The sequence below is a fragment of the Sulfitobacter sp. HI0027 genome (assembly GCF_001634775.1).
Taxonomy (GTDB): domain Bacteria; phylum Pseudomonadota; class Alphaproteobacteria; order Rhodobacterales; family Rhodobacteraceae; genus Sulfitobacter.
The window spans coordinates 35,066-61,746 of the sequence record NZ_LWER01000098.1; the positions used below are offsets into that span (position 1 = coordinate 35,066).

At 63.2% G+C, this 26,681-nt stretch carries 27 protein-coding genes; 15 read left to right on the forward strand and 12 right to left on the reverse strand.

Going from position 1 to position 26,681, the window contains the following annotated elements; all coding sequences use genetic code 11:
- Positions 1-6: 6 nt before the first annotated feature.
- Together A3722_RS05350 and A3722_RS05355 are read left to right on the forward strand one after the other, a co-directional pair.
- Positions 7-771: a 4Fe-4S dicluster domain-containing protein gene (locus A3722_RS05350; protein WP_067631050.1), complete on the forward strand. Its 765-nt coding sequence runs from the start codon at positions 7-9 to the stop codon at positions 769-771.
- A complete protein-coding gene (locus tag A3722_RS05355) occupies positions 771-1,646 on the forward strand; it encodes a dimethyl sulfoxide reductase anchor subunit family protein (protein WP_067631040.1) in 876 nt (291 codons plus the stop codon). The genes A3722_RS05350 and A3722_RS05355 overlap by 1 nt, the downstream gene beginning before the upstream one ends.
- Positions 1,647-1,708: 62 nt before the next feature.
- Here the strand turns inward: A3722_RS05355 and dapA are convergent, their stop codons facing one another.
- Positions 1,709-2,584 carry a 4-hydroxy-tetrahydrodipicolinate synthase gene (gene dapA / locus A3722_RS05360; protein ID WP_067631039.1) on the reverse strand — a complete coding sequence of 292 codons (876 nt, stop codon included), beginning with the start codon at positions 2,582-2,584 and terminating at the stop codon, positions 1,709-1,711.
- A gap of 124 nt (positions 2,585-2,708) precedes the next feature.
- Between dapA and A3722_RS05365 the strand changes: the two genes are divergently transcribed.
- Positions 2,709-4,673 (forward strand): transglycosylase SLT domain-containing protein, encoded by a 1,965-nt coding sequence (locus tag A3722_RS05365; protein ID WP_201721970.1) that lies wholly within the window; start codon positions 2,709-2,711, stop codon positions 4,671-4,673.
- On the opposite strand, the gene A3722_RS05370 is transcribed toward A3722_RS05365, so the two are convergent.
- Both A3722_RS05370 and mnmD read right to left on the reverse strand, forming a co-directional pair.
- Positions 4,638-5,516, reverse strand: coding sequence for a DMT family transporter (locus tag A3722_RS05370; RefSeq protein ID WP_067629268.1), 879 nt, complete (start codon positions 5,514-5,516; stop codon positions 4,638-4,640). The genes A3722_RS05365 and A3722_RS05370 overlap by 36 nt on opposite strands.
- Complete coding sequence (gene mnmD / locus A3722_RS05375) at positions 5,513-6,187, reverse strand: tRNA (5-methylaminomethyl-2-thiouridine)(34)-methyltransferase MnmD (RefSeq protein WP_067629270.1); 675 nt, start codon at positions 6,185-6,187, stop codon at positions 5,513-5,515. The genes A3722_RS05370 and mnmD overlap by 4 nt, the downstream gene beginning before the upstream one ends.
- 58 nt (positions 6,188-6,245) lie before the next feature.
- On the opposite strand from mnmD, the gene A3722_RS05380 reads away from it, so the two are divergent.
- A complete protein-coding gene (locus A3722_RS05380) occupies positions 6,246-7,283 on the forward strand; it encodes an NAD(P)/FAD-dependent oxidoreductase (RefSeq protein WP_201721971.1) in 1,038 nt (345 codons plus the stop codon).
- Between the two features lie 59 nt (positions 7,284-7,342).
- Here the strand turns inward: A3722_RS05380 and A3722_RS05385 are convergent, their stop codons facing one another.
- Both A3722_RS05385 and A3722_RS05390 read right to left on the reverse strand, forming a co-directional pair.
- Positions 7,343-7,999: an OmpA family protein gene (locus A3722_RS05385; protein WP_067629273.1), complete on the reverse strand. Its 657-nt coding sequence runs from the start codon at positions 7,997-7,999 to the stop codon at positions 7,343-7,345.
- A 99-nt stretch (positions 8,000-8,098) separates the two neighbouring features.
- Entirely contained in the window at positions 8,099-9,001 is a 903-nt protein-coding gene (locus tag A3722_RS05390) for a methylated-DNA--[protein]-cysteine S-methyltransferase (RefSeq protein WP_067629274.1), read from the reverse strand.
- A 109-nt stretch (positions 9,002-9,110) separates the two neighbouring features.
- On the opposite strand from A3722_RS05390, the gene nth reads away from it, so the two are divergent.
- From nth to A3722_RS05405, 3 genes are read left to right on the forward strand one after another with little or no spacing between them, the layout of a single operon-like run.
- A complete protein-coding gene (gene nth, locus A3722_RS05395; RefSeq protein WP_067629277.1) occupies positions 9,111-9,755 on the forward strand; it encodes an endonuclease III in 645 nt (214 codons plus the stop codon).
- Entirely contained in the window at positions 9,752-10,741 is a 990-nt protein-coding gene (locus A3722_RS05400; RefSeq protein ID WP_067629279.1) for an adenosine kinase, read from the forward strand. Before nth ends, A3722_RS05400 begins: the two co-directional genes overlap by 4 nt.
- Positions 10,741-11,334 (forward strand): GNAT family N-acetyltransferase, encoded by a 594-nt coding sequence (locus A3722_RS05405; protein ID WP_067629281.1) that lies wholly within the window; start codon positions 10,741-10,743, stop codon positions 11,332-11,334. Before A3722_RS05400 ends, A3722_RS05405 begins: the two co-directional genes overlap by 1 nt.
- Positions 11,335-11,364: 30 nt before the next feature.
- Here the strand turns inward: A3722_RS05405 and A3722_RS05410 are convergent, their stop codons facing one another.
- Positions 11,365-11,847: a hypothetical protein gene (locus A3722_RS05410; protein ID WP_067629283.1), complete on the reverse strand. Its 483-nt coding sequence runs from the start codon at positions 11,845-11,847 to the stop codon at positions 11,365-11,367.
- Positions 11,844-12,326 carry an RNA pyrophosphohydrolase gene (locus A3722_RS05415; RefSeq protein WP_067629289.1) on the reverse strand — a complete coding sequence of 161 codons (483 nt, stop codon included), beginning with the start codon at positions 12,324-12,326 and terminating at the stop codon, positions 11,844-11,846. Before A3722_RS05415 ends, A3722_RS05410 begins: the two co-directional genes overlap by 4 nt.
- A 181-nt stretch (positions 12,327-12,507) precedes the next feature.
- On the opposite strand from A3722_RS05415, the gene A3722_RS05420 reads away from it, so the two are divergent.
- From A3722_RS05420 to zapE, 4 genes are all read left to right on the forward strand, one after another.
- On the forward strand, positions 12,508-14,535 hold the full coding sequence (locus A3722_RS05420) for an NADPH-dependent 2,4-dienoyl-CoA reductase (RefSeq protein ID WP_067629291.1): 2,028 nt from the start codon (positions 12,508-12,510) through the stop codon (positions 14,533-14,535).
- A gap of 82 nt (positions 14,536-14,617) precedes the next feature.
- The gene (locus A3722_RS05425; protein WP_067629293.1) at positions 14,618-15,559 is read left to right on the forward strand and encodes a zinc transporter ZntB; all 942 of its coding nucleotides are present in this window, start codon (positions 14,618-14,620) and stop codon (positions 15,557-15,559) included.
- Positions 15,560-15,703: 144 nt separating this feature from the next.
- Positions 15,704-16,609 (forward strand): LysR family transcriptional regulator, encoded by a 906-nt coding sequence (locus A3722_RS05430; protein WP_067629295.1) that lies wholly within the window; start codon positions 15,704-15,706, stop codon positions 16,607-16,609.
- 221 nt (positions 16,610-16,830) lie between these two features.
- Positions 16,831-17,889 carry a cell division protein ZapE gene (gene zapE / locus A3722_RS05435; RefSeq protein ID WP_067629296.1) on the forward strand — a complete coding sequence of 353 codons (1,059 nt, stop codon included), beginning with the start codon at positions 16,831-16,833 and terminating at the stop codon, positions 17,887-17,889.
- Positions 17,890-17,907: 18 nt separating this feature from the next.
- Here the strand turns inward: zapE and A3722_RS05440 are convergent, their stop codons facing one another.
- The 4 genes from A3722_RS05440 to A3722_RS05455 all read right to left on the reverse strand — a co-directional run bounded on the left by A3722_RS05440 (position 17,908) and on the right by A3722_RS05455 (position 21,373).
- Positions 17,908-18,093 (reverse strand): hypothetical protein, encoded by a 186-nt coding sequence (locus A3722_RS05440; protein ID WP_067629297.1) that lies wholly within the window; start codon positions 18,091-18,093, stop codon positions 17,908-17,910.
- 96 nt (positions 18,094-18,189) lie between these two features.
- Positions 18,190-19,461: a bifunctional folylpolyglutamate synthase/dihydrofolate synthase gene (locus tag A3722_RS05445; RefSeq protein ID WP_067629298.1), complete on the reverse strand. Its 1,272-nt coding sequence runs from the start codon at positions 19,459-19,461 to the stop codon at positions 18,190-18,192.
- On the reverse strand, positions 19,458-20,417 hold the full coding sequence (gene accD / locus A3722_RS05450) for an acetyl-CoA carboxylase, carboxyltransferase subunit beta (protein ID WP_067629300.1): 960 nt from the start codon (positions 20,415-20,417) through the stop codon (positions 19,458-19,460). The genes A3722_RS05445 and accD overlap by 4 nt, the downstream gene beginning before the upstream one ends.
- A 56-nt stretch (positions 20,418-20,473) precedes the next feature.
- Positions 20,474-21,373, reverse strand: a complete 900-nt coding sequence (locus tag A3722_RS05455; protein ID WP_067629301.1) for a CPBP family intramembrane glutamic endopeptidase — start codon at positions 21,371-21,373, stop codon at positions 20,474-20,476.
- A 210-nt stretch (positions 21,374-21,583) separates the two neighbouring features.
- Between A3722_RS05455 and ilvD the strand changes: the two genes are divergently transcribed.
- The 4 genes from ilvD to A3722_RS05475 all read left to right on the forward strand — a co-directional run bounded on the left by ilvD (position 21,584) and on the right by A3722_RS05475 (position 25,207).
- Positions 21,584-23,350: a dihydroxy-acid dehydratase gene (ilvD, locus tag A3722_RS05460; protein ID WP_067629302.1), complete on the forward strand. Its 1,767-nt coding sequence runs from the start codon at positions 21,584-21,586 to the stop codon at positions 23,348-23,350.
- Between the two features lie 22 nt (positions 23,351-23,372).
- Entirely contained in the window at positions 23,373-23,930 is a 558-nt protein-coding gene (locus A3722_RS05465; protein ID WP_082849361.1) for a hypothetical protein, read from the forward strand.
- Positions 23,931-24,049: 119 nt separating this feature from the next.
- On the forward strand, positions 24,050-24,823 hold the full coding sequence (locus tag A3722_RS05470) for a DUF6478 family protein (RefSeq protein WP_067629304.1): 774 nt from the start codon (positions 24,050-24,052) through the stop codon (positions 24,821-24,823).
- Positions 24,824-24,832: 9 nt separating this feature from the next.
- Positions 24,833-25,207: a hypothetical protein gene (locus tag A3722_RS05475; RefSeq protein WP_067629306.1), complete on the forward strand. Its 375-nt coding sequence runs from the start codon at positions 24,833-24,835 to the stop codon at positions 25,205-25,207.
- 133 nt (positions 25,208-25,340) lie between these two features.
- Here the strand turns inward: A3722_RS05475 and A3722_RS05480 are convergent, their stop codons facing one another.
- Positions 25,341-26,678, reverse strand: a complete 1,338-nt coding sequence (locus A3722_RS05480; protein WP_067629308.1) for a S41 family peptidase — start codon at positions 26,676-26,678, stop codon at positions 25,341-25,343.
- Positions 26,679-26,681 lie beyond the last annotated feature (3 nt).

Below are 26,681 nucleotides of genomic sequence, written 5' to 3' on the forward strand. Positions count from 1 at the left end.
CCAGCCATGACCACGCTCCCACAACAGACCGACCGCAAACTCGGCCTTGTGATCGACCTTGATACCTGTGTCGGCTGCCATGCATGCGTGATCTCCTGCAAGGGTTGGAACACCGAGAACTACGGCGCGCCCTTGTCGGACCAAGACGCCTATGGCGCGGACCCGTCGGGCACCTTTCTCAACCGCGTGCACAGCTATGAAGTGCAGCCCGAGGCCGGTGCCGCGCAACTCGTCCACTTCCCGAAATCCTGCCTGCACTGCGATGACGCGCCCTGCGTCACCGTTTGCCCCACAGGGGCGAGCTACAAGCGCGTCGAGGACGGCATCGTGCTGGTCAACGAGAGCGACTGTATCGGCTGTGGCCTCTGCGCATGGGCCTGTCCCTACGGCGCGCGCGAGATGGATCAGGCCGCGGGCGTGATGAAGAAATGCACCCTCTGCGTCGACCGTATCTATAACGAGAACTTGCCCGAAGAAGACCGACAGCCCGTCTGCGTGCGCACCTGCCCCGCTGGCGCGCGGCACTTTGGCGATCTTGGCGATCCCGAAAGCGCGGTGAGCCAATTGGTGGCCGAGCGCGGCGGTCTGGACCTCATGCCGGAGCAGGGCACCAAGCCAGTCAATAAATACCTCCCGCCCCGCCCGCGCGACCAGTTGCAAGGCCCAGAGGACAGCGGCGATATCGACGTGCTGGCCCCCTTCCTTGCCCCGATCGACAGCGGCCCCAAAGGGTTCCTCGGTTGGCTTGACCGCACTTTGGAGAAGCTCTGATGCATCCGGCACCGTCTGTTATTCTGTTCAGCAGCCTGTCGGGCATGGGGTTTGGCCTGCTGGCGTGGCTTGGCATCGGCCTGCCTGCCGTGACCGGCTGGGTGGCCTTCGTTTTCTTCGCGCTGGCCTATCTGCTGGCGGTGGGCGGGTTGATTGCTTCGACCTTCCACCTTGGCCATCCCGAACGCGCGCTCAAGGCTTTCAGCCAGTGGCGCAGCAGTTGGCTCAGCCGGGAGGCTTGGGCCTCGGTCGCGGCCCTGCTGACCATGGCAGCCTATGGCGCGGGGCTGGTGTTCTATGACACGCGGCTTTGGCCGCTGGGGTTGCTTGGCGCGGCGCTGTCGCTGCTGACGGTGCTGACCACGGCGATGATCTATACCCAGATGAAAACCGTGCCGCGCTGGCACAGCGTGATGACGCCGCTGAATTTCCTGTCGCTTAGCATCGCAGGCGGCGCATTGCTGGCCGGACAGGTGACGACGGCGATGGTGCTTCTGGTGCTGGCGGGCGTGGTGCAGATCGCCACTTGGTGGCACGGGGATCGCGCACTTGCGGCGTCGGGCAGCGATATCGCCTCAGCGACGCGGCTGGGGGACAAGAGCAGCGTCCGCGCCTTTGAACCGCCGCATACTGGCAGCAACTATCTGCTGCGAGAGTTCGTTTATCAGATCGGGCGCAAACACGCGCTGAAGCTGCGGGTGATCGCGATTGCGCTGATGGTGCTGCTGCCGCTGCTGCTGCTCCTCTCGCCCGTGTTCCACCACCTTGCCGCCGCCCTCGCGGTGCTCAGCCACGCGGCGGGGGTGCTGACCTCACGCTGGCTGTTCTTTGCGCAGGCGGAACATGTGGTCGGCATCTACTACGGCAAACGCTGAACGCAAAAGAGGGGGTGTCTCCACCCCCTCTTGCATTCAAATTCACAGCTTAACAAGCAGGCTTAGTTCATCAAACCCGCGTAGCGCAGACCCGCATCGACCAGTTCTTTGGTCGGGTCCGTCAGCTCTGTCAGCGGCAGACGTACCTCGTCGGAGCAGAGATCCAACCGCGACATGGCGTATTTCACGCCAACCAGCCCCGGCTCGGTAAAGATCGCCTTGTGCAGCGGCATCAGACGGTCCTGCAATTCCAACGCTTTGGCGTAATCGCCCTCAAGGCAGGCCGCCTGCATCTGCGCGGAAAGACGCGGTGCGACATTGGCGGTGACCGAGATACAGCCAACGCCGCCTTGGGCGTTGAAGCCATGCGCGGTGGCGTCTTCGCCGGACAGCTGGCAGAAATCCGGGCCGCAGGTGATGCGCTGATCGCAGACGCGCGCCAGATCGCCGGTGGCGTCCTTGACGCCGACGATGCGCGGCAGTTGGGCCAGTTCGCCCATCGTTTCGGGCAGCATATCCACGACCGAACGGCCGGGGATGTTGTAGATGATGATCGGCAAGTCACAGCAGTCATGCACGGCGGTGAAATGCGCCACCAAGCCGCGTTGCGTGGGCTTGTTGTAATAGGGCGTCACCACCAGCAGCGCATCCGCGCCGACCTTTTCGGCGTGGCGGGCAAGGCGGATGCTTTCGACCGTATTGTTCGACCCGGCACCGGCAATCACCGGGATGCGCCCAGCGACGGCTTTGACCACCTCTTCGACGACGGTCTCATGCTCGGCATGGCTCAGCGTCGGGGATTCGCCGGTGGTGCCGACGGGGACAAGCCCGCTCGACCCTTCGCCGATGTGCCATTCGATAAGTTTCTTGAGCGTATCCAGATCCAGCACGCCGTTGCGAAACGGCGTGACGAGGGCAGGCAGAGAGCCTTTGAACATGTGCACGCTCCTTAAGTGCTGGCCGGCGGAAACCGGACTGGATGAAGACTTTCGCGGGCGGTAATGTTTGATAAACGTCGCCCGAGCCATATGTTGCAAGGCTCTAGCCCCGGAGACGTAGGAAATGCAAGCGATGACGCGCCTGATGGCGATCCTCATAAGTATTTTTGTCCTGACCGTGCCTGCGGAAGCGCAGCGCCCGCGCCCTTTGGGCTGGGCGATGGACGCGATGCGCAGCGGCAATTGGGACGCGGCTGCGGCCTTGGCCGCCCGCGATGGGCAGGTCGCCGTCGACGTGATCGAATGGCACCGGCTCCGCGCCGGGCGGGGCAGCTATGCCGAGGCACGCGATTTTCTGAACCGCAGGCCCGATTGGCCCGGTGAGGCATATCTGCGTCGGCAGACCGAAGAGGCGGTGATCAAGCAGTCCCAAGACGACATATTGGATTTCTTTTCGGCCATGGCCCCGCAGACCCCGCGCGGGGTGCTGGCCCATGCCAAGGCACTGATCGACAGCGGCCAGCGCGGCGAGGCCGAGGCGAACCTCGTTCTGGCGTGGCGCACCATGCCGATGAACGCCACCAGTCAGGAATTGTTCGTCGACGCACACGGCAGCCTTCTGGCCCCGCATCACTCGGCGCGGCTCGAAGAGATGCTCTGGCAGCGCGAGCATTCCGAAGCGCGGCAGATGTTCGATCTGGTGTCCAGCGCCGACAAGGCACTGGCCGAGACGCGCATCGCACTGCAAAAGCTGGAAAGCGATGTAAACACCAAGATCGACGCCCTGCCTGCATCAAAGGCCGATGCGCCGGGGCTGGCGCATGACCGCTTTGAATGGCGTATCCGTAAAGGGTTTGGCGATGATGCCAAAGCCTTGCTGCTACAGCGTTCTACCTCTGCCGCAGCCCTCGGTCAGCCGCCCAAATGGTCTAACCGTCGCCGTGCCATGGCGCGCGATGAAATGCGCAATGGCGACCCGAAAACCGCCTATCAGATTGCATCGCAGCACTTTCTGACCAGCGGGTCAGACTTTGCCGATCTCGAATGGCTTTCAGGCTATATCGCCTTGCGCTTCCTGAACGACCCAACAACAGCATTGGGCCATTTCCAGAACCACGACAACGCTGTGGAATCCCCGATCAGCCAAGGCCGCGCAGGCTATTGGCAAGGCCGCGCGCTGGAGGCGATGGGCGATGCCGAAGGGGCTGCCAAAGCCTATGCTATGGGGGCGAAGTATCAGACATCCTTCTACGGGCTGCTGGCCGCTGAGCGTGGCGGCATTCCCTTCGACGAAAAGCTGACGGGCGCGGCCCCTGCCCAAGACTGGCGAACATCTCCGCTCGCCCGCGCGCCCTTGTTCGAAGCCGGGCTGCTGTTGCAAGCCTCGGGTGAGCTGTCCACCGCAGAGCGGTTCTGGACCCATCTGGCAGAGCAACTGGTGCCCGAAGACATCGCCCTGCTGGGGCAGGCGGCGATCGACGCAGGCCAGCCGCATCTTGCGGTGATGATTGGCAAACGCGCGGCGCAGCGCGGGTTGGAAGTGCCCGCCCCCTATTACGCGCTGCACAGTCTGGTCGAGAAAGACCTGCCGATGGCCACCGAAATGACCCTCGCCATCGCGCGCCGCGAAAGCGAGTTTGACCCGAACGTCCAAAGCGGCGTCGGCGCGCGGGGCTTGATGCAGATCATGCCCGCCACGGCGAAAGACGTGGCACGCGATCTGGGCATCTCTAGCCAGCACACCACAGACCGCCTGACCGCCGACCCCGACTACAATGCACGGCTTGGGGCGACTTACCTGTCGCAAATGGCCGGGCAGTTTGACGGCAACGTATCCATGATGTCGGCGGCCTATAACGCCGGGCCAAGCCGCCCGCGCCGCTGGATGTCGACCTATGGCGACCCGCGCAAAGGTGAAATCAACATTGTCGATTGGATTGAGATGATCCCCTTCCGCGAGACGCAGAACTACGTGATGCGGGTGACCGAAAGCCTGCCCGTCTACCGCGCCCGCCTGGGGAAAGACCCGCTGCCGATCCCCTTTAGCGAAGAGTTAACCGGGTCGACGCTGAAGGCGTTCGCGCCATAGGGTGAACAGCCCCGCCGCCACGATCATGCCTGCACCCAGCACCACGCTCGGGCGCAGCACTTCGTTAAAGACCGACAGGCCGATGATCACGGTAAAGATCAGCTGCGTATAGGCGAAGGGCTGCACGGCGCTCGCCTCGGCAACCTCATAACAGCGGATCAGCAGCCAGTGGCCCGTCACCCCGGTGATGCAGAGCGTGCCCATCAACAGCCAGTTGCCCGGTGTCATCGGCTCCCAAAACCAGACGCCTACGGCGGTCATCACCACCGCGCCAGTCACACCGGTCCAGAAGAAGCTCGTGGCCGTATTGTCACGCCGCGCAACATAGCGGGTGAGCAGCCCGTAGACCGCGAACATCGCCGCCCCCGCCAGCGGGATCGCGGCGGCAGGGTCCACCACCCGCAGCCCCGGCTGCAGGATCACCAGCACCCCGATGAACCCCACACCAATCGCGGCCCAACGTCGCCAACCGACCTTTTCACCCAATATTGGGCCAGAAAGCGCCGCCACCAGCAGTGGATAACAGGTGAAGACAGCATGGCTTTCCACCAGCCCAAGGATCGTAAAGCCAAGCACCATCGTACATATCTGCGCCGACAGCAGCACGCCACGCAGGATCTGCACCGCAGGCTGCGTGGTCGCGGCGGCCTTGCGGATGCCACCCGCCTTGCGCAGAGCCAGCGCGATGACGAAGGCAGCAAAGAACCAGTAGCGGATCATCACCACCATCAGCACATTGTAATTCTCAGCCAGATGGCGCGACAGCCCGTCTTGCACGGCAAAGACCATCGTGGTGGCAATCATCAGCATGATGCCGAGCGGGATATTGTTGGACTGGCTCATGCGGGCATCCGCGCGCGGGTCATGTGGCGCTTGCGGCCATAGCCGGGGATGCGGGTGACCTCGAATCCGCCTGCGCCAAGCGCGCGGCGGACGAAGCCTGCTGCGGTATAGGTCGCGGCGGTGCCGCCCGGCGCGGTGTGACGCGCGACTTCGGCCATCAGAGCATCGCCCCACAACTCAGGGTTCTTGGCAGGCGAGAACCCGTCGAGGAACCAAGCATCGGCCTGCCCCTGCCACGCGGGAAGGGCCCGCCGCGCATCACCGATGATGATCTCGGCGCGCAGACCGGGCAGTTCCAACACGCCGCCGGTGCCATCCCACGCCGCCATCAACGCATCGCGCCGCCCGTCAAGCGCGGGAAAGGCCGCATGGGCCTGCGCCATATCCTCGGGCCGCATTGGGTAGGCTTCGAAACTGGTGAAATGCAGCGGCCCGTCAAGGCCCGCGCGCATCCACGCGTCCCACGCCAGCAGCAGGTTCAGCCCGGTGCCAAAGCCCAGTTCGGCGATGTGAAAACCGGGGCGAAACCGCTCTGGCAGGTCATTGCCCGCCAGAAAGACATAGGCCGTTTCCGCCGCGCCGTCCTCTAGGCTGAAGTAGGGATCATCGAACTGGGTCGAGACGGGCACTTGGCCCTCGCGCCATGTGATCTGGGCATTCTGGTCTGGCACGGTACGTCCTGCTAGAGGGGGAGTGAAGTCGCGCAGACACTGCGCAAGCTGGCGGGGAATGGCAATGGTGGATGTAACCGTAAGAGGGGCCGGGATTTTTGGCCTGTCGGTGGCTTGGGCCTGCGTCCTGCGCGGCGCATCGGTGCGGGTGGTCGATCCTGCCGGGCCGGCGGCAGGCGCGTCGGGCGGGATCGTCGGCGCGCTGGCGCCGCATGTGCCAGAGAATTGGAACGCCAAGAAAGCCTTTCAGCTTGAGAGCCTGCTCAGTGCCGAAGCCTTTTGGGCCGAGGTGGAGGCCGTGGGCGGTCGCGCGCCCGGCTATATCCGCAGCGGGCGCTTGCAGCCGGTGGCGGATGACGCGGCGCTCGCGCTGGCGCGGCAGCGGGAGGACACGGCAGCCGAGCTTTGGCAAGGCCGCGCCCAGTGGGAGTTGATCCGCGCCGAGGGCAGCGACTGGGCCCCGCACAGCCCCACCGGCTGGCTGATCCACGACACCCTCAGCGCCCTCGTCCACCCACGCCAAGCCTGCGCGGCGCTGGTGGCTGCCTTGGCGGTGAGAGGCGTTGAGATTGTGGCCGAGGCCCCCGAGGCGGGCCAGACCCTCTGGGCCACCGGCGTCGCGGGTTTGGAGACGCTGAACGCGGGCCACCCGCGTCTGGTTGGCGCAGGGATCAAGGGTCAAGCCGCGCTGTTGCAACTGGACCGAGGCGGCGCGGCGCAACTCTTTGCCGATGGGGTGCATGTCATCCCGCATCTAGACGGCACGGTGGCAGTCGGCGGCACGACAGAACGCGAATATGACAGCCCCGACAGCACCGATGCACAGCTTGACGCGGTGATCGCCAAGGCCCGCGCGGCGGTGCCCGCCTTGCAAGACGCGCCGGTGATCGAACGCTGGGCCGGGCTACGCCCCCGCAGCCGCAGCCGCGCGCCGATGCTGGGCGCATGGCCCGGCAGGCCGGGGCAGTATATTGCCAATGGCGGGTTCAAAATTGGCTTTGGTATGGCCCCCAAAGTGGCAGAGGTGATGGCCGATCTGCTGCTCGAAGGGCGCGATGCCATCCCCGAGGGTTTTAGGGTCGAAGACAACCTCTAGGCCAAAGAAAAACCCCGGCCAGTGGCCGGGGTTCAATACCGTTCCCAAAGGGTCGCGGCTTAACGCGCGTTGGGCAGGATCACGATCTCGACCCGGCGGTTCTGCGCCTTGCCTGCGGCACTCAGGTTGCTTGCCACCGGCTGGCTTTCGCCGCGACCGAATGTCTGCAAACGCTGCTGCGGCACGCCGTTGGACAGCAGGATGTTGCCCACAGCCTGTGCGCGACGCTCGGAAAGCTGCTGGTTATACGCCGCTTCGCCATCGCTGTCGGTGTGGCCGACGACCTGCAGGGTGGAGTTCTGATAAACGTTCACGTTCTGCGCCAGCGCGGCCAGATCGTCACGCAGGGCGGGCGATACATTGGTGCTGTCGGTCGCGAACAGGATATCCTGCGGCAGGGTCACGATCAGACGGTCGCCGGTGTTGGTAATGACCACACGGCTGTCCATCGCGGCGCGCAACTCGGCCTCTTGCTTATCAAGCGAGTAACCCACGCCCGCGCCGATCGTGCCGCCGATCAAAGCGCCTTTCAGGGCGCCTTTGCCGTCACCTTCGGAAATCGCACCGGCAAGGGCCCCGACGCCCGCACCGATCAAAGCGCCATTCTTGGTCCGCTGGTTGGGATCGCCATTGCCGGGCTGCAGTGGCTGCGTACACGCACCCAGTGTCATCGCGCCGGCCAGAGCGGCGGCCAAAGTCATCTTCGAAGAAATCATGTCTACTGCCTTCATGTTTGCGGGCCCCGTTCGGGCGGGGCATCTTGATGTGAACGCAATATAGGCACTCAATGTTCCCGCGAACATTACATATAACCGTTATTCGGCAGAAACCCGCCCAGATGGGGGAGTTTGCGCTTCTGCCCGCGCGGATTCAAAGGCCAGCATCGCCCGTTTCACCGGCAACCCCCAGTGATAGCCGCCCAAGCCCCCGCTTTTGCGCAGCGCGCGGTGACAGGGGATCAGCCAACTCACCGGATTGCGCCCCACCGCCGTGCCTACGGCGCGCACGGCACGGGGGCTGCCGACGGTCTGCGCAATTTCGGAATAGGTGGTCACCTGCCCCGACGGGATGCTCAACAGCGCCTCCCAAACCTTGATCTGAAACGGCGCACCGATGAGATAGAGCGGTGCCTTCGCTTCGGGGTCTTTTTGCATCCCAAACGCGGTATCGACCCATGGGCGCAGCCGGTCGGGTGCTTCGACGAACTCAGCCAGCGGCCACCGGCTGCAAAGGTCCTCCATCGCTGCGTCCTCTCCTACTTCCGACGACAACGCCAAGCCGCAGATGCCTTTGTCGGTGCCCATCACCAGTGTCGGGCCAAAGGGGCTGTCAAACCACCCCCAATAGATCGTCAGCCCTGCGCCTTTGCGGGCGAACTCACCGGGGCTCATCGCCTCCCAGCGCAGGAACAAGTCATGCAACCGCCCGCTGCCTGATAGCCCCAACTCATGTGCCGCCGCCAATGTGGTGAAGTGATCGCGCAGCATGACCTTGGCCTGATCCAGCATCAGATATTGCTGGTAGCGCTTGGGCGATACCCCCACCCAGCGCGAGAACAGCCGCTGGAAATGCGCGGCGGACATGCCCATTTCCCCGGCGATCCAGTCCAGTTGCTTGGGGTCTTCGGCCTCGTCGATCAGGGCGATGGCGCGGCGCATCACTTGATAGTGGTAACCCTGATCTTCGGGCGCGGGGGATATCTGTGCGATCTGTGTCATGCCCCTAGATTAGCCACGCCCCTGCCCCCGCGCGACCCATTTCTTGCGCCAATGTATCGCAGCCCGCCCCCGCTTGCCCTGCCGCGTCATTCATCGCATACCCAGAGCCATGGCCCGCCAACTTGATTATCATACCATCCGCGAGATCTTCGCACGCTTCCAACAGGCAGAGCCTGAGCCCGAGGGCGAGTTGGAGCATGTGAACGTCTATACGCTGGTTGTGGCCGTGGCGTTGAGCGCGCAATCGACCGATGCGGGCGTCAACAAAGCCACGCGCGAGCTTTTCAAAATCGCCGACACCCCGCAGAAGATGCTGGATCTGGGGGTTGAGGGGCTGATCGACCATATCAAAACCATCGGCCTCTACCGTCAGAAAGCCAAGAACGTCATCAAACTGAGCCAAATCCTCGTCAACGATTACGACGGTGAGGTGCCGAACTCTCGCGCGGCGCTGCAATCGCTGCCGGGGGTGGGGCGCAAAACGGCGAATGTGGTACTCAATATGTGGTGGGGCCAGCCCGCGCAGGCGGTGGACACGCATATCTTCCGCGTTGGCAACCGCACCGGCATCGCACCGGGCAAGACGGTCGACACAGTCGAGCGCGCCATCGAAGACAACATCCCCGCTGATTTCCAGCGCCATGCCCATCACTGGCTGATCCTGCATGGCCGCTATCATTGCAAGGCACGCAAACCGCTGTGCCGCACCTGTATCATCCGTGACCTGTGCCAATACGAGGACAAGACAGAATGACCCAATACGAAGTGGTTGGCATCGGCAACGCCGTCGTCGACGTGATCTCCCATGCCGATGACACTTTCCTTGCCGATAACGGCATCGAAAAGGGCATCATGCAGTTGATCGAACGCGACCGCGCCGAAGACCTCTATACCGCGATGCAAGACCGGGTGCAGACGCCGGGCGGCTCGGTCGCCAATACGGTCGCAGGCGCGGGCGCGCTGGGCCTCAAGACCGCCTTCATCGGCCGGGTGCGCGATGATGAGTTGGGCCAATTCTATGCCAAGGCGATGACCGATATCGGCATTGATTTCGTCAACGCCCCGGTGACCGAGGGGGAGAACCCCACCTCGCGCTGCATGATCTTCGTCACCCCGGATGGGGAACGGTCGCTGAACACCTATCTCGGCATCTCGACCGGGCTGACCTCGGCTGACGTGCCGCAGGCGGTGACGGAGAAGGCCAAGCTGATGTTCCTCGAAGGCTACCTCTTCGACCACGAGGCGGGCAAAACCGCCTTTCGCGAGGCCGCGCGCGCGGCGACGGCGGGTGGCGGCATGGCGGGCATCGCCATCTCCGATCCCTTCTGCGTGGAGCGTCACCGCGACGACTTCCTCGCGCTGATCGAAAACGATCTGGGCTATGTCATCGGCAACGAAGCCGAGATTCGCGCCCTTTGGGAGACCGACGACACCGAAGCCGCGCTGGCCAAAACCGCCGAGATTTGCCCTCTGGTGGTCTGCACCCGGTCGGGCGACGGGGTCACCTTGGTGCGGGGCGAGGAACGTGTCGACGTGCCGGTCGAAAAGGTCGTGCCGGTGGATGCCACGGGCGCGGGCGACCAATTCGCGGCGGGCTTCCTCTATGGTCTCGCCACGAGCCGCGATCTTGAGACCTGCGGCCGCATGGGCAACATCTGCGCAGGCGAGGTGATCCGCCACATCGGCCCCCGCCCCCAGACTGACATCATGGCCCTGTTCAAGGCCGAAGGGCTGGTTTGATGATTGAAAGCGGCTTTCACGATGTTCCCCCCGGCAAACTTGCGGTGGTGGTGACCCATTTGGAAATGGACGCCAAACCCAGCCTGCGGGAGGTGCCCCTGCCAGAGGGAGTCACCTTTCGGAAGGTCACCCCGACGCTCGACTGGTTTCGCGACATTTTCCGGCGCGTCGGGATGGATTGGCTCTGGTACGGGCGGCTCAAACTGGATGACGCAGCTCTCACCGCGGTGCTGCAAGACCCGGCGCGGGCCTTCTATACGCTGACCCGTGATGGCAAGGACGAGGCGCTGCTAGAGCTGAACTTCCCCGAAGACGGCAGCTGCGAGCTGGCCTACTTCGGGCTGACCTCGGCGCTGATTGGCAGCGGATCAGGGCGGTATCTGATGGACCAAGCGATCACCCTGGCATGGGAACAGCCGATCACCCGGCTGCACCTGCACACCTGCACTAACGACAGCCCGCAGGCGCTTGGGTTTTATGTGCGCTCAGGCTTCACCCCCGTTCGCCGTCAGGTCGAGATCGACGATGATCCGCGCCTGACCGGCCTGCTGCCGCGCGATGCGGCGCCGCAAGTGCCGCTGATCGAAGGGTAGGAACGGCGAAGGGTAAAAACTGAAGCCGGATCACCGAACCGGCGTGCACTCTGCCCCTTGGAAACAAGCGATCACCTTGTCGACCATCGCAGGCTTCGGCGAACCAAAGAGGTCGCCGCCGCAGGGGTTGCTTTCCAGTGCATAGGCCCCATCCGGTTTGCGTTCGAGAAAGGCCAGAACGTCCCCTTCCTCGGCAGAGCCGCACCACGGACCGAAACACAGGACGTTGAGCATCAACGGCTGGTCAAAGGGCACGTCAAAGCCCCCTTCCGACAACGCCTTGCCGCTGATTTGCGCCCGGAGCGGCGTCTCTTCGGGCGGGTTGCTCCCGACTTTGCCGGTCTTTGGCAAGGCGGCAGCGTCAAAGGTCAGACGCCCCTGCACCACGACATAGCTTTCCTCGGCCTTAGCCGCACGTTGATAGGTCGCCTCAACCGAATGGGGCAGACAACTGAGCGCAAGCGCAGGCAGCGGGGCCAAGGTGGCGAGGGCGCAGGCGATGATCCGTGTCATAACTTCTCCTCAAACTCTTCAAGAACTGCCGTATATACCGCGCGTTTGAACGGCACGATATTCGCGACCAGTTGATCTGCGGGCATCCAACGCCATTCCGAGAATTCAGGTTCGGCCGTCTGGATATTGACCTGATCGTCCTGCCCCAGAAAACGCATGAGGAACCATTTTTGTTCCTGCCCCCGGTAGCGCCCTTTCCAGATGTTGGGCACCAGTTCATGCGGCAGATCATAGGGCAGCCAGCCTGAGGTCTCGGCTTCGATCCGCACCAGATCGCGGGGAATGCCGGTCTCTTCCTCCAACTCGCGCAGGGCTGCGTCGGGCGCGCCCTCGCCCTTGTCCACCCCGCCTTGGGGCATCTGCCAAGCGTCCTGATCCCGGTCGCGCCGCTGGCCGACAAAGACCTCGCCCTCGGCATTCACCAGCATCACGCCGACGCAAGGGCGGTAGGGCAGTTTGGCAATCTCTTCGGGGGTCATGAGGGCAGGTCTCCTGAATGGCGTTCACGAGGGAGTTAGCACGACCACGGCGCGGCTCAAAGCGGTCACATTGCGGCTTTGACGTTTCGGCACCGGCATCGTTGACGCCGCGTTTCGCGTGACTTGCCCTGCCGTTTCCGATGGTGTCACAGTGACCCAGCCCACCCAGAAAGGTAAAGCCATGTCCGATTACCCCCACCTGCTTGCCCCGCTCGACCTTGGTTTTACCACGCTGAAGAACCGGTTGCTGATGGGGTCGATGCACACCGGGCTGGAGGAAACCGGCGACTGGAACCGCGTGGCGGAGTTCTATGCGGCACGGGCGCGGGGCGATGTGGGCTTGATGGTCACCGGCGGCATCGGGCCGAACCGCGAAGGTGCCGTGGCCCATGGCGCGGCAATGATGGTCAGCCAGAAGGACGTGGACAACCACAGCATCATCACTCAGCGGGTGCATGAAGCGGGCGGCAAAATCGCCATGCAGATTCTCCATGCGGGCCGCTATGCCTTCACCCCCCAATGCGTGGCGCCAAGCGCGATCAAATCCCCCATCTCCATGTTCGCGCCCAAGGAGCTCGACGAGGAAGGCATCGAGAAGCAGATCGCCGACATCGCCGCCTGCGCCCTGCGCGCCCGCGAGGCGGGCTATGATGGGGTAGAGATCATGGGGTCGGAGGGGTATTTCCTGAACCAGTTCCTCGTCACCCATACCAACAAGCGCGAGGACCGCTGGGGCGGATCCTATGAGAACCGCATGCGCCTGCCGCTGGAGGTGGTGCGCCGGGTGCGCGAAACGGTGGGCGATGATTTCATCCTGATCTACCGCCTGTCGATGATCGATCTCATCCCCAATGGCTCAACCTTCGATGAGGTCGTGCAACTGGCCCAAGAGGTCGAGAAAGCGGGCGCTAATATCATTAACACCGGCATCGGCTGGCACGAGGCGCGCATCCCCACGATCGCCACCTCGGTCCCGCGCGCGGCCTTTGCTTGGGTTACGAAAAAGCTGATGGGCAAGGTAGGCATCCCGCTCATTACCTCCAACCGGATCAACACACCCGAGGTCGCCGAAGAGATGCTGGCGGAAGGCTGCGCCGATATGGTCTCCCTCGCCCGCCCGATGCTGGCAGATGCCGACTTCCTCGCCAAAGCCAAGGCAGGCGAGGCCGACCAGATCGCCCCTTGCATCGCCTGCAACCAAGCTTGCCTCGACCATACTTTCGGCGGCAAGATCTCCACCTGCCTTGTGAACCCACGCGCCTGCTATGAGACGGAGTTGCGGATTGAACCGGCAGCGGCGGCGAAATCCGTGGCCGTGGTCGGTGCTGGCCCTGCGGGCTTGTCTGCCGCGATTACTGCTGCCGAGCGCGGCCATAAGGTCACCTTGATAGACCGCGCGAGCGAAATCGGCGGGCAACTTAACCTCGCCAAACAGGTCGCTGGTAAAGAGGAGTTTTGGGGCTTGGTCGACTGGTATCGTACCATGCTCAAGGTCCATGACGTGACCGTACAGCTAGAGACCGAAGCCACCGCCGATGCGCTTCGCGGCTTCGACGAGGTCATCATCGCCACCGGCGTTGTGCCGCGTGACCCACAAATTCCGGGGCAAGACGGCGGCAATGTCGTGAGCTACATCGATGTGCTGAACGGCACGGCAAAGGTCGGCCAGCGGGTCGCCGTGATCGGTGCGGGCGGGATCGGTTTCGATGTATCTGAACACCTTGTCCACGACGGCGAGAGCAGCACGCTGAACCTGCCAGAATGGATGCGCGAATGGGGCGTCACCGATCCGGGCGAACATCGCAGCGGGCTGGCCCCCGAAGGGCCACAGCCCCCCGCACCTGCGCGGCAGATCACCATGCTGCAACGCAAGACCAGCAAACCCGGCAAAGGCTTGGGCAAAACCACGGGCTGGATTCACCGCGCCTCTCTCACTATGCGCAACGTGAAGATGATCGCGGGTGCGAACTACGAAAGTATCGACGAACAGGGGCTGCACATTTCCTTTGGCGAGGCGCGGGAGAACCCCACGCTGATCGAGGCCGACACCATCGTGCTCTGCGCCGGGCAACTCTCTGAGCGCAGTCTTGCCGACACCCTAGAGGCCAGCGGCACCGCCTGTCATGTGATCGGCGGCGCCGATGTGGCCGCAGAGCTTGACGCGAAACGCGCGATCAATCAAGGCACACGTCTGGCTGCTGCCCTTTAACACCCGCACTGCGCGCGCCCTTGCACCCGGCGCGCGCAACCCGCTAAATCACCTGACCGCTTTTGCCAGCCAATAGGTGACCATGCCCCTCTGCGTCTTTGACATATCTGATGACGGCACCACCACGGTGCCCGAAGACACCCAACTGACCGGGCCTGCGCGCTACCGTTGGTGGCATTTCGACATGGCCGATCCCGCGTTGGCACCATGGCTGGCCGAACACCTGCCCGAGATCCCGGCAGGCGCATTGCTGCAACCCGAAACGCGCCCGCGCTGCGATGAATATGAGGACGGTCTGATCCTCAATCTGCGCGGCATCAACCTGAACGAAGGGCAGCAGGCCGACCAGATGGTCTCGGTCCGCATGTGGGTGACGGATGCGGTGGTGATTACTGTGCGGATGCGCCGGGTCTTTGCCATCGATGAGTTGCGCGCGCTGGCCGCCCAGAGCAATGCCCCGGCCCGGCCTTCGGCCTTCCTCGAAGCGCTGGTCTCAAGGTTGACCGCACGGGTGCAGATCGAAGTGGCGCGGCTGGCGGACCGCACGGCTTTCTACGAAAGCGACCTCGAAGATCTCAGCACCCCGCCGCCCAAAGACCTGCCCGTCACCCGCCGCAGCACGATCAAACTCGAACGCTACCTCGCCCCGCAGCGCAGTGCGTTGGAGCGGTTGGCGGACCTAGACCTGCCGTTGGTCCCGGATGTCGATTCGATGAAGCTGCGCGAGTTGGCCAACCGCACCGCCATCGTGGTGGAGGAACTGGACGCCCTGCAAGAACGCATTGTCACGGTACAGGACGAACACGACAACCAAGTTGCCCAACGCCAAGCGCGCCATGGCTATGTGCTGTCGATCGCCGCCGCCGTGTTCCTGCCGCTGGGGTTTCTGACCGGGCTTTTCGGCGTGAACGTTGGTGGGATGCCCGGCGTGGACGATCCGCGCGCCTTTGCCGTCCTTTGCCTTGCCATGGTGGGCCTCGCCGCGCTCATGCTGGCGGTTCTGAAATGGCTGCGCTGGCTGTAAGCCCCTCGGAAACGGATTGTTCTGCCGTTTCCATGCCATGAACGATCCCTGCAAAGACCACGGGACTGTCTTGCCTCTGCCCCGATCCTGCCTGAATTGCCGCCCATACCTGAGGACAACAAGATCAATGCGAAGGGACAGGCAATGGACCGCCTTACGGAAATGGAAGCGTTTGCCACAGTGGTGGATCAAGGCGGCTTTACAGATGCTGCCAAGAAGATGGGGATCTCGAAATCCGCCGTCTCAAAGCATGTATCCTCACTTGAGGCCCGCTTGGGGGCGCGGTTGCTTAACCGTACCACCCGCCGCGTGTCGCCCACGGAGATCGGGCTGGCCTATTACGACCGCGCCCGCCGCGTGCTGAACGACGCAGGCGAGGCCGATGCGCTGGTCACCTCGATGCAATCCGCGCCCTCGGGGCTGTTGCGGATTTCGGTGGCGACGGATTTCGGCGTCAATCACCTGTCGCCCGCTTTGTCGGAGTTCTTGCAGGACTTTCCCGACATCACGGTGAACATGGTGCTGAACAACCGCTACGTTGAGCTGATCTCGGAAGGGTTCGACATGGCCGTGCGCATCGGAGAGTTGGAGGACAGCACCCTGCGCGCGCGCAAGCTGACCGAGACGACCAAACGCATGATCGCCAGCCCGAAATATTTCGAACAATACGGGCGGCCGGAAAAGATCGACGATCTGAACAATCACAAGCTGCTGCATTACTCGAACCAGTCGTCTGGCAATGTGTGGAAGTTGACCGCACCTTCGGGTGAAAAGCGGCAGGTCCGCACGGCGGGTTGGCTGTCGGTCAATGACGGGCAGAGCCTTTTGAACGCCGCGATTTCGGGACTGGGGATCGCCTATCTGCCAAGCTTTCTTTACGCCGATGCGATGGAGAAAGGGTTGGTCGAGGATGCCATCCCCGAACTGCCGCTGGAGACGCAGGGCATCTACGCCGTCTATCCTCCGGGCCGGTTCACCCAGCCCAAGGTGCGGGCGTTCATCGACTTCCTCGTGCATGAATTTGCCGAGAAGGGGCCGACGGACTGGTAAACACACTCGGCCCGGAATCAAGCCGCAGGCGCCGGGCCATCGCCTGCCCGCCCGGACGGGTAGGCGATTTAGTACGGCTGGGTGGGACTTGGCAAACGCACATCATGGTTGAGCCATAAAGTGGCAGCGACCTGCCGTGGATCGCCGACCCACGGGCAGGCGCTGGCCCTCTCCACAAGACCACCTTTCCTCTCCCCCACCAGCACGCTATCTCTCCCGCCATGAGCAATATGCGCGAAACCTATGCCCGGCTTGTCGCCGAGGGCAAGCTACAGGCCGACCCGGCCCAAGAAACCGTCATGGCGGAGTTTGACCGCATCCGCGATGCGCTGGCCAACCCGCCGAAGAAAAGCTTCTTTCGCAAGGCGCCCGAACCGCCCAAGGGGCTGTACCTCTGGGGTGGCGTGGGGCGCGGCAAATCCATGCTGATGGACATGTTCGTGGCGCATCTGCCCGACGTGCCCGCGCGCCGGGTGCATTTCCACGCCTTCATGCAGGAAATCCACAACGCCATGCATGAGGTCCGCAAGACCGGCGTGGATGACGCCATCGCGCCCGTTGCCCGCGATGTGGCCGACAGCGTGCGCCTGCTCGCTTTCGACGAGATGCAGATCACCGACATCACCGACGCGATGATCGTGGGCCGCCTGTTCGAGGCGCTTTTTGCCGCCGGGGTCGTGGTCGTCACCACCTCCAACCGCCTGCCCGATGACCTGTATAAAAACGGCATCAACCGCGAGGTGTTTGTCCCTTTCATCGACCTCATCAAAGAGCGCATGGTGGTGCATGAACTTGCCAGCCCGACCGACTACCGCCAAGATCGGCTGGCCGGGTCGCAGGTCTATTTCACCCCCGTCAACGCCGAGAGCCGCGCCGCGATGGATGCGGTTTGGGACGATCTGGCAGGCACAAAGGGCGAGCCGCTGACCCTCCACGTGAAGGGCCGCGAAGTGGTGATCCCAGCCTTTCACAACGGCATGGCCCGCGCCGGTTTCCACGCGCTTTGCGGGCAGCCCTTGGGGGCCGCGGATTACCTCGCGCTGGCGCAGGCCGTGCGGGTGCTACTGCTGGACAACATCCCCACCCTCGGCCGCTCGAACTTTAACGAGGCCAAGCGCTTTGTCACGCTCATCGACGCGCTTTATGAGGCCAAGGTGCGGCTGATCTGCTCTGCCGCCGCCGCGCCGGAAATGCTCTATCTCGAAGGCGAAGGCACCTTTGAGTTCGAGCGCACAGCCTCCCGCCTGCGCGAAATGCAGGGGGAAGATTGGGGGCGCTGACCGCCCCCTGCCGCCAAATCAGGAATCACTTACCGGCTGCATGTGCAGGTCATTGCCCTGCAAAATCGGGTGATAAGGCCGCTCGACTTCATAAAGCCACCACAGGCCGCCTGCGATGATGGCGACACCTATGGCCATGAAGATAAATTGATATTTCCGTGCATCGTCCTGATCGTGACGCGCGGACTGGCTGAAATTGCGCATGGGGACACCTCGGTCAAATTCGAAAGGGGAGACTTCCTAAGACCAAGATACACCACATCTGCAGTTCGCAGCAGCGGTACACCCAAATATGGTTAACTAGACGTTTTCACGCAACACGCTACCGGCAAGGTAGAGTGAGCCGCAGATCAGCACACGCGCATGGGGTTCGCGGGCGATGATCGCCTTGAGCGCCGCGGTGACATTATCGGCCTCGGCGGTCTCGAGCCCGACATCGCGCGCCGCTTTGGCCGTCGCCTCGGCAGGTAGGGTCGCCGCCTCGCCGGGGATCGACACGGCGGTCAGACTTGCCGCCTCTGCCGCCAAGGGGCGCAAGTATCCGGCGATGTCTTTGGTGTTCAACATGCCGCAGATTAAATGCGTCGGGCGTTTCGGCAAAGCGGCCAACGTCGCGGCCAGCGCCACGCCTGCGGCGGGGTTGTGCCCGCCGTCCAGCCACAACTCACCCTCGGGCGCCATGCGGGCCAGCGGCCCCTCTGACAGCCGCTGCATCCGCGCGGGCCACTGCGCCTGCGTCACTGCAGCCTCGCAAGCCTCTGCATCGATCCCAAGCTGGCGCAGCGCCGCCAGCGCGGCCCCCGCGTTCATGATCTGATGGTCGCCGGGCAGATTGGGGCGCGGCAGATCAAGCAAGCCGCGCTCATCTTGATAGACCATGCGCCCCGCTTCGGGCGCGACATGCCATTGCTGGCCATAGGCCAAAAGCGGCGCGCCCAGTTTCGCGGCGCGGTTTTCGATCACCTCAAGCGCGGGGTCTTGCTGCGGGCCGACCACACAGGGCACAAGACGCTTGATGATGCCAGCCTTCTCGCCCGCGATTTCGGCCAGCGTTTCGCCCAGATACTGCTGGTGATCGACCGACACCGGGGTGATCACCGTCAGCACGGGATCGACGACATTGGTCGCGTCCAGCCGCCCGCCTAGCCCCACCTCCAGCAGCGTGTAATCGGCTCTGCTGCGCGAAAAAGCGAGAATGGCGGCGCAGGTTGTGATCTCGAAATAGGTGATCTCTTCGCCGCCATTGGCGGCGTGGCATTCTTCTAACACGGCCGCCAGATCGGGCTCTGAGATCAACTGCCCTGCAACGCGAATACGCTCATGAAACCGCGCCAGATGGGGTGAGGTATAGGCGTGCACCGTCTTGCCCGCCGCCTCTAGCCCCGCGCGAATCATCGCTTGGGTCGACCCTTTGCCATTGGTGCCCGCGATGTGGATCACCGGCGGCAGGCCGTTTTGGGGGTTGCCCAAAGCGTCAAGCAGCCGCCACATCCGGTCGAGCGTCAGATCGATGATTTTGGGATGCAGCGCCATCATCCGTTCAAGGATGACATCCGATGAAGGCGTGCTCATTTCTTCTTAGGCGTATCGACGGGCAACTCCGCTGCGGCCTGAACGGCGGCGGCGGCCTCGGCCACCTCCACTTCTTCGGGCGCGGGCAGGTCACCCCGCACGGCGGGCGGCAGGCCCATCAGCATGCGGGTGATGGTGATCAACTCATCACGCATCTCGGTCCGTTTGGTCACCCGGTCGAGCATCCCATGGTCGAGCAGATATTCCGCCCGCTGAAAGCCTTCGGGCAGTTTTTCACGGATGGTCTGTTCGATCACGCGCGGCCCGGCAAAACAGATCAGCGCGTTCGGCTCGGCAATCTGCACGTCGCCCAACATCGCATAGGAGGCAGTGACGCCGCCGGTGGTGGGATGGGTTAACACGACGATATAGGGCAGGCCTGCCTCTTTCAGCATCTGCACGGCGACCGTGGTGCGCGGCATCTGCATCAGGCTCAGGATACCTTCTTGCATCCGCGCGCCACCGGCGGCGGAGAACAGCACCAGAGGGCGCTTCAGCTTCACGGCTTCTTCAGCGGCGGCAATGATCGCATTGCCCACATACATGCCCATGGAACCGCCCATGAACGAAAAATCCTGCGCACAGGACACAATCGGCGTGCGGCCAATCTCACCCGTAACCACGAGCATGGCTTCATGCTCACCCGTCTGCTTTTGCGCGGCCTTCATTCGGTCGGGATAGCGCTTCTGATCCTTGAAATGCAGCGGGTCTGGCGTGGGCGCAGGAACCTTCACCTCGGTAAAGATGCCACCGTCGAACAGCGCCTTGAACCGCTCACGCGGGCTGATGTGCATGTGATGGCCGCAGTTGGTGCAGACGTTCAGATTGTCCGCCAACTCGCGGTGAAACAGCATGGTGCCGCATTCGTTACACTTGGTCCACAGGTTGTCCGGCGTCTCGCGGCGCGAGAAGATCGAGTTGATACGCGGACGGACGTAGTTTGTGATCCAGTTCATTGGCAGGCCTCTGCTGTGGTTCCGTTCCAGATAATCCCCGCATGGGGAAATTGCAATCAGCGGCGTATCGCCAGCCGTGCCGCGAGCCACGACACCAACATCAACGCGAAATCCACCGGCAACCAAGTCCGCAACGCCGCCGCGTCATTCATCGAAAACGGCGTCAGATAAAGCGCCAGCCCCGAGAGATCATCCGGCAGAGAGATAATGAGAATGGCCGAGACATTGTTCCACAGATGCACCGCGATGGCGGGCCCGAGCGAGCCGGAGCGCGCGGCGAGGTCCGCCATCAATATGCCGAAAACCCCAGCCCAGAGCGCTACCATCAGCGCATTCTCCCCCGCCTCGGCAGGCAAGTAGTGACCAAGCGCGAAAAGCGCCGAGGGCAGGACCATCCAGATCAGCGGCGAGCGAAACCGTGCCGCCAGTTGCTGCTGCACATAGCCGCGAAAGACGATCTCTTCGGCGCTGACTTGCACCAACACCGCCAGCAGCGACAGGGGCAAAAGCAGCAGCCAGCGGCCAAGCGGCAGGTTCGGCGTCAGTTCGCCGCCCATGTCCCATGGCGGCAAGATCAGCAGCACCGCCCCAAGGGCCAGCATAGCAAGGGACACCGCGCAAAAACTCGGCCAAAGCCGCCCCGGCACGCCCAGCAAGCTGCCCGCGCTGCGCCGGTGTACGACCCGCACAGTCACACCGACCGCCATCGCCATGGTCCCAAAACTGAACAGCAGCAGATACATGGCCTGCGGCGTGGCCCCATCAAGCAGGTTGCCATGCAGCGATGCCGCCGCCGTGCCTGCCAGCGCATAGACCGTCTGAAAATAAAGCTCATTCAGCGCGACATAGGCCACCACCGCCACGAACAGCCCCAAGAGAAAGCGCCAAAGCGCCGATGAGGCGCGCGCGGGCGCGACGAAGGCCGCATGGGCGCTGTAATCGGGCCGCCACGTCATGAGGGGCGCAGGTCAAATCGAGGGTGGTTCTTGCAGAGCATATGCCAGGCTTTCACGCTTGCGGGCAGGTCAAACCGACCGCGTCAGAAGGTCAGAACCTATGCCCCAACACGCTGCAATACAACAGTTCCCCCGCCTCATACGCGCCAAAGCCTTGCAGCACCGCCCCTGCCCCTCTATTCCATTCAAGACGTTTCAAGGAGCCCACCGATGTCCACCACGCCCCGCTTCGACAAATCCCGGCTGCCCAGCCGCCACGTGACCGAAGGCCCGGCCCGCGCGCCGCACCGGTCTTACTACTATGCCATGGGCATGACCGAAGAAGAGATTCACCAGCCGCTGGTGGGCGTCGCCACCTGCTGGAACGAAGCTGCCCCCTGTAACATCGCGCTGAACCGTCAGGCACAGGCTGTAAAAGTTGGCGTGCATTCCGAACAGGGCACCCCGCGCGAATTCACCACTATCACCGTCACCGATGGGATTGCGATGGGCCATGAGGGCATGCGTTCCTCGCTGGCCTCGCGTGAGGCGATTGCCGACACGGTAGAGCTGACTATGCGCGGCCACTGCTATGACGCCATCGTGGGTCTGGCGGGCTGTGACAAATCCCTGCCGGGAATGATGATGGCCATGCTGCGCCTCAACGTGCCGTCGGTCTTCCTCTATGGCGGGTCGATCCTGCCGGGCAAAGCGCCTGCCGGGGCCGATGTGCCCGAAGATTTCGCCAGCCGCGATTTGACCGTGCAGGACATGTTCGAAGCCGTGGGCCGCTTCCAGAACGGCTCCATGTCGCAAGCCGCTTTGGACGTGCTTGAGCGCGTAGCTTGCCCCTCCGCTGGCGCTTGCGGGGGCCAGTTCACCGCCAACACAATGGCCTGCGTGTCAGAGGCCATCGGCCTCGCGCTGCCGAACTCGTCGGGCATGCCAGCCCCCTATGAGAGCCGCGACGCCTATGCCGAAGCCTCCGGTGCCGCGGTCATGAACCTGATCGAAAAGAACATCCGCGCCCGCGACATCTGCACCCGCGAAGCCTTTGAAAACGCAGCGCGCATTGTGGCCTGCACCGGCGGCTCGACCAACGCCGGTCTGCACCTGCCCGCCATGGCCCATGAAGCCGGGATCGAGTTCTACCTCGAAGACGTTTGCGAGATCTTCCGCGACACACCCTATTTCGTCGATATGAAACCGGGCGGCGCTTATGTGGCCAAAGATCTTTACGATGCGGGCGGCGTGCCGGTGGTGATGAATGAGTTGCGCAAAGCGGGCCTTATTCACGAAGACTGCATGACCGCCACCGGATACTCGATGGGCGAAGTGTTGGATCAAGTGACCCGCGAAGCAGACGGCAAGGTGATCCACTCGGTCGCCAATCCGATCAGCAAGACCGGCGGTGTTGTCGGCCTCAAAGGCAACCTTGCCCCCGAAGGCGCCATCGTGAAAATCGCGGGCATGTCGGAAGAAGACATCGTTTTCACCGGCCCGGCACTGGTGTTCGAATGCGAGCAGGACGCCTTTGAAGCCGTGCAGAACCGCGCCTATTCCGAAGGCGATGTTTTCGTCATCCGCAACGAAGGCCCCGCAGGCGGCCCCGGCATGCGCGAGATGCTGGCGACCACGGCGGCGCTGTCCGGTCAGGGCATGGGCAAGAAAGTGGCGCTGATCACCGATGGCCGCTTCTCGGGCGCGACACGTGGTTTCTGCGTGGGTCACGTTGGGCCAGAAGCCGCACACGGCGGGCCGATTGCGCTGCTGAAAAACGGCGACATGATCACCCTTGATGCCATCACCGGCAGCATCAGCGTCGATCTGAGCGAGGATGAGCTAGCCGAGCGCCGCAAAGGCTGGTCTGGCCCCCGTGCGACGAACTACCAAAGCGGCGCACTGTGGAAATACGCAAAGCTTGTCGGCCCCACCTACCTTGGTGCCGTGACACATCCGGGCGCTCAGGCCGAGACCCATGATTACATGGACCTCTAAACGCCCTCTTGCGGCACTTGCTATGCTCACCCTGTCCGCCTGCGAAGGCGGTCAGGGTTTTTCCTTTGGCGGCGGCACCGGCGCGCCCGACAAACCCCTGCGGCAAACGGCGCTTGCCGGGGGCGCGGTGCAGGTGGTGCCCCCGCAAGGCTATTGCATCGACCCCAAAAGCCTCAAACGCCGCTTTGCCCTGATGGCGCGCTGCGATGCGCTTGGCCTGCCGGAGGTCGTCACCGCCGCGCCGCGTGGCATCCTAACGCTGGCGCTGATCGAGGCCGAGGCGGAGGCCCCTCTGCCCACCCCACAACAGGTCGCCGAGGCCACTGGTCTGAGCCAGCTGCAAGAGGCCGGCAGCATTGAAGGCGCAACGATTTTTGTGGCCCAAGGGCCGGTGCCCGCCGAGGGCATGTCGCCCCGCCACTGGCGCGGCATGGCACGGATCGGCGGCCATGTCGCCAGCGTCACCCTGTACGGCGCACCGCAAAGCCGCGCCATTTCCGAAGAGGGCCGTGCACTGGTCGCAGACCTGATCCAACAAAGCCGCAGCAAAAGCGCGCAGGTTGCCGCCGCTGGCAGCTGACCCGCCCGTTGTTTCCAAATTGGCAACACTGCCCGCCCCCGGAAACAATCACGGGGGCTATTCATTTGAACGAAATGCCCGCCTTGCATAGACTGCGACAAAACGAGAGGCGCAGGTTCATGGTCAACTTCCCCAGCGGCTATCTGGAGAGCAAGCTCTATGCCCGCGCGCTGCAACGTTGGGCCGATGCGGCCCGCAAGGCCGCCACGGTCGATCTTGCCACCCTGCGCCGCCAACGCAGCCGCGCCCGGCTGCTGCGCGCCCAACTGGATCGTCTTATTCACCGCGCAGAAGACCGCCTCGCCCTGCCCGCGATCGGCGCCAGCGGCTTTCCGAAACCGCATAACGCCGATTGGGCATGGCGACCCGAACTTTGGCGCGGCCCGCTTGCCACGCCGGGGATGTCGTCGGTCGAAACCAAATCCACACTGGGCGAGGAAGTGACCCTATTCCACGATTGCGCGCAATCGGAACTGACCCTGCGCCAATTGCGCAACCTGCGCGAGGCCGATTTGGCTCCCTATGGGCTGCAACTTGATGTCTTCAAATTTGATGGGTCTTTCCTGTCGCTGGTGATTAATCTGCCCACCGACGCCATCACCGGATTGAAACGCCGCCACCTGATCCGCATGGATACGATCGTGCAACTGGAACACCCGCTTGAGATCTTTGCCCGGCTCAACATCCGCCATGGTCCGAACACCGAACAGATCGTCCGCGAACTGCCCGTCGGACAGGAAAATATCAGCGTCGAATTTGATCTGGCCTATAGCAATCTCAACGAAAAGCGGATCGAGGCGGCATGGATCGACCTTATTTTTGAGGGGCCGGACATGAACCAAGTCGTGCTGCGCGACCTCACTTTCTCGCGCCGCCCCCGCGCCCAGATCTAGGACCCCGTCATGAGCCACTTTGACCTGACCAAGACCGTATTGCGCCAAGGCATCTGGCACGGCGTGCTGACCGGCAGGAACGGCACCGACACCCCGCAGATCAGCGTGACGCATGAAGGCAAAGAGGTGGCAGAGGTGACGCTGGAAGCCGAAGGGACCGAGGGCCACTGGCACCTCTCCTTCGCCCTCCCACCCGAGGCGATTGCCGATGGGGTGCAGACCCTCGTTATCACCGAAAAGACCAGCGGGGCGCTCTTGGGTCATGTGACCCTGATCGCGGATGAAGCGCTTGGCGATGACATTCGGGCCGAGATGGACCTGCTGCGCGCCGAACTCGACATGCTCAAACGCGCCTTTCGGCGGCATTGCCGCGAAACGGGGTAAGGCGGGCACCGCCCCGCACTGCAATCGGCGCCGCGCGCTCTAGGTCGCGCCCCGCCCCACCGCTAACAGGCCGGCCCCAAACAAAAAGCCCCGCTGTCGCCAGCGGGGCTTTTTGCATCTTGTTTACGATATTTTACTCGTTCGGGCCCAAAGCAGACAGACCCTTGAGGATGTCGATGGCATAGGCCAGTTGGTAATCCTCTTCACGCAGCTCAGCCGCCTTGCGGGCCTTTTCGCGGTCGTCCTCGATCTGTTTGATCTGATCGTCGGTCAGGCTGTCATTGTTCAACCGCCCGCGCAGATCGGCTTCGGAGCGGAGGGGGCGTGCCGACAATGCTTCGTCTTCCTCGGTCTCCGGTGCGGCTGGGGGCTGGGCCACAACGATGTCGGGCGACACGCCAAGCGCTTGGATCGACCGGCCCGAAGGCGTGTAGTAGCGCGCCGTGGTCAGGCGCATGGCCCCGTCGCCGCGCAGTGGCATGACGGTCTGAACCGACCCTTTGCCGAAACTCTTGGTGCCGATGACGATGGCGCGGCGGTGGTCCTGCAAGGCCCCCGCGACGATTTCCGAGGCCGAGGCAGAGCCGCCGTTGATCAGCACCACAATCGGTTTGCCCATCGCCAGATCACCCGGCGTGGCATTCACCCGGTCACCATCTTCGATGTCGCGGCCACGGGTGCTGACGATTTCCCCTTCTTCGAGGAAGGCATCCGACACGGCAATCGCCTGATTAAGCAAGCCGCCGGGGTTGTTGCGCATATCAATGACGATGCCGTTGATATTCTCCATGCCACCCGCATCCTCGATCTGCTGCTCCAGACCCTCTTTCATCTTGGGATAGGTCTGTTCGTTGAACGTTGTCAGACGCAGCACGGCGGTGTTGCCCACGGTCCGGGCGCGCACGGCGGTCAGCTGGATTGTGTCGCGCACGATGGAAACGTCGAAGGGCTCGGGCTCTCCTTCGCGCACCACGGTGATGAGGATCTCTGACCCCACCGGCCCGCGCATCATCTCGACCGCGTCGTCGAGGCCGAGACCCAAGAGACTTTCGCCATCGACATGGGTGATGAAATCCCCCGCCTCAATCCCGGCCTCAGCAGCAGGGGTGCCATCGATGGGCGAGACGACTTTGACGAAACCCTCTTCTTGGGTGACCTCGATGCCCAAACCCCCGAATTCGCCGCGCGTCTGCTCGCGCATCTTTTCGGCGTCCTTGGGCGACAGGTACGACGAATGCGGATCAAGCGAGGTCAGCATACCGTTGATGGCGGCTTCGATCAGGTCACCGGGGTCGACATCTTCGACATATTGCGCGCGGATGCGTTCGAAAATATCCCCGAAAAGATCAAGCTGTTCGTAAACATTTGTCGTCTTCTCGGCCTCTTGCGCCAGCAGCGGTCCGGCGATCTGAGTGGTTGCGACCACCCCCGCGACCGTGCCTGCAACGGCTGCCATCACGAATTTCTTCATCTG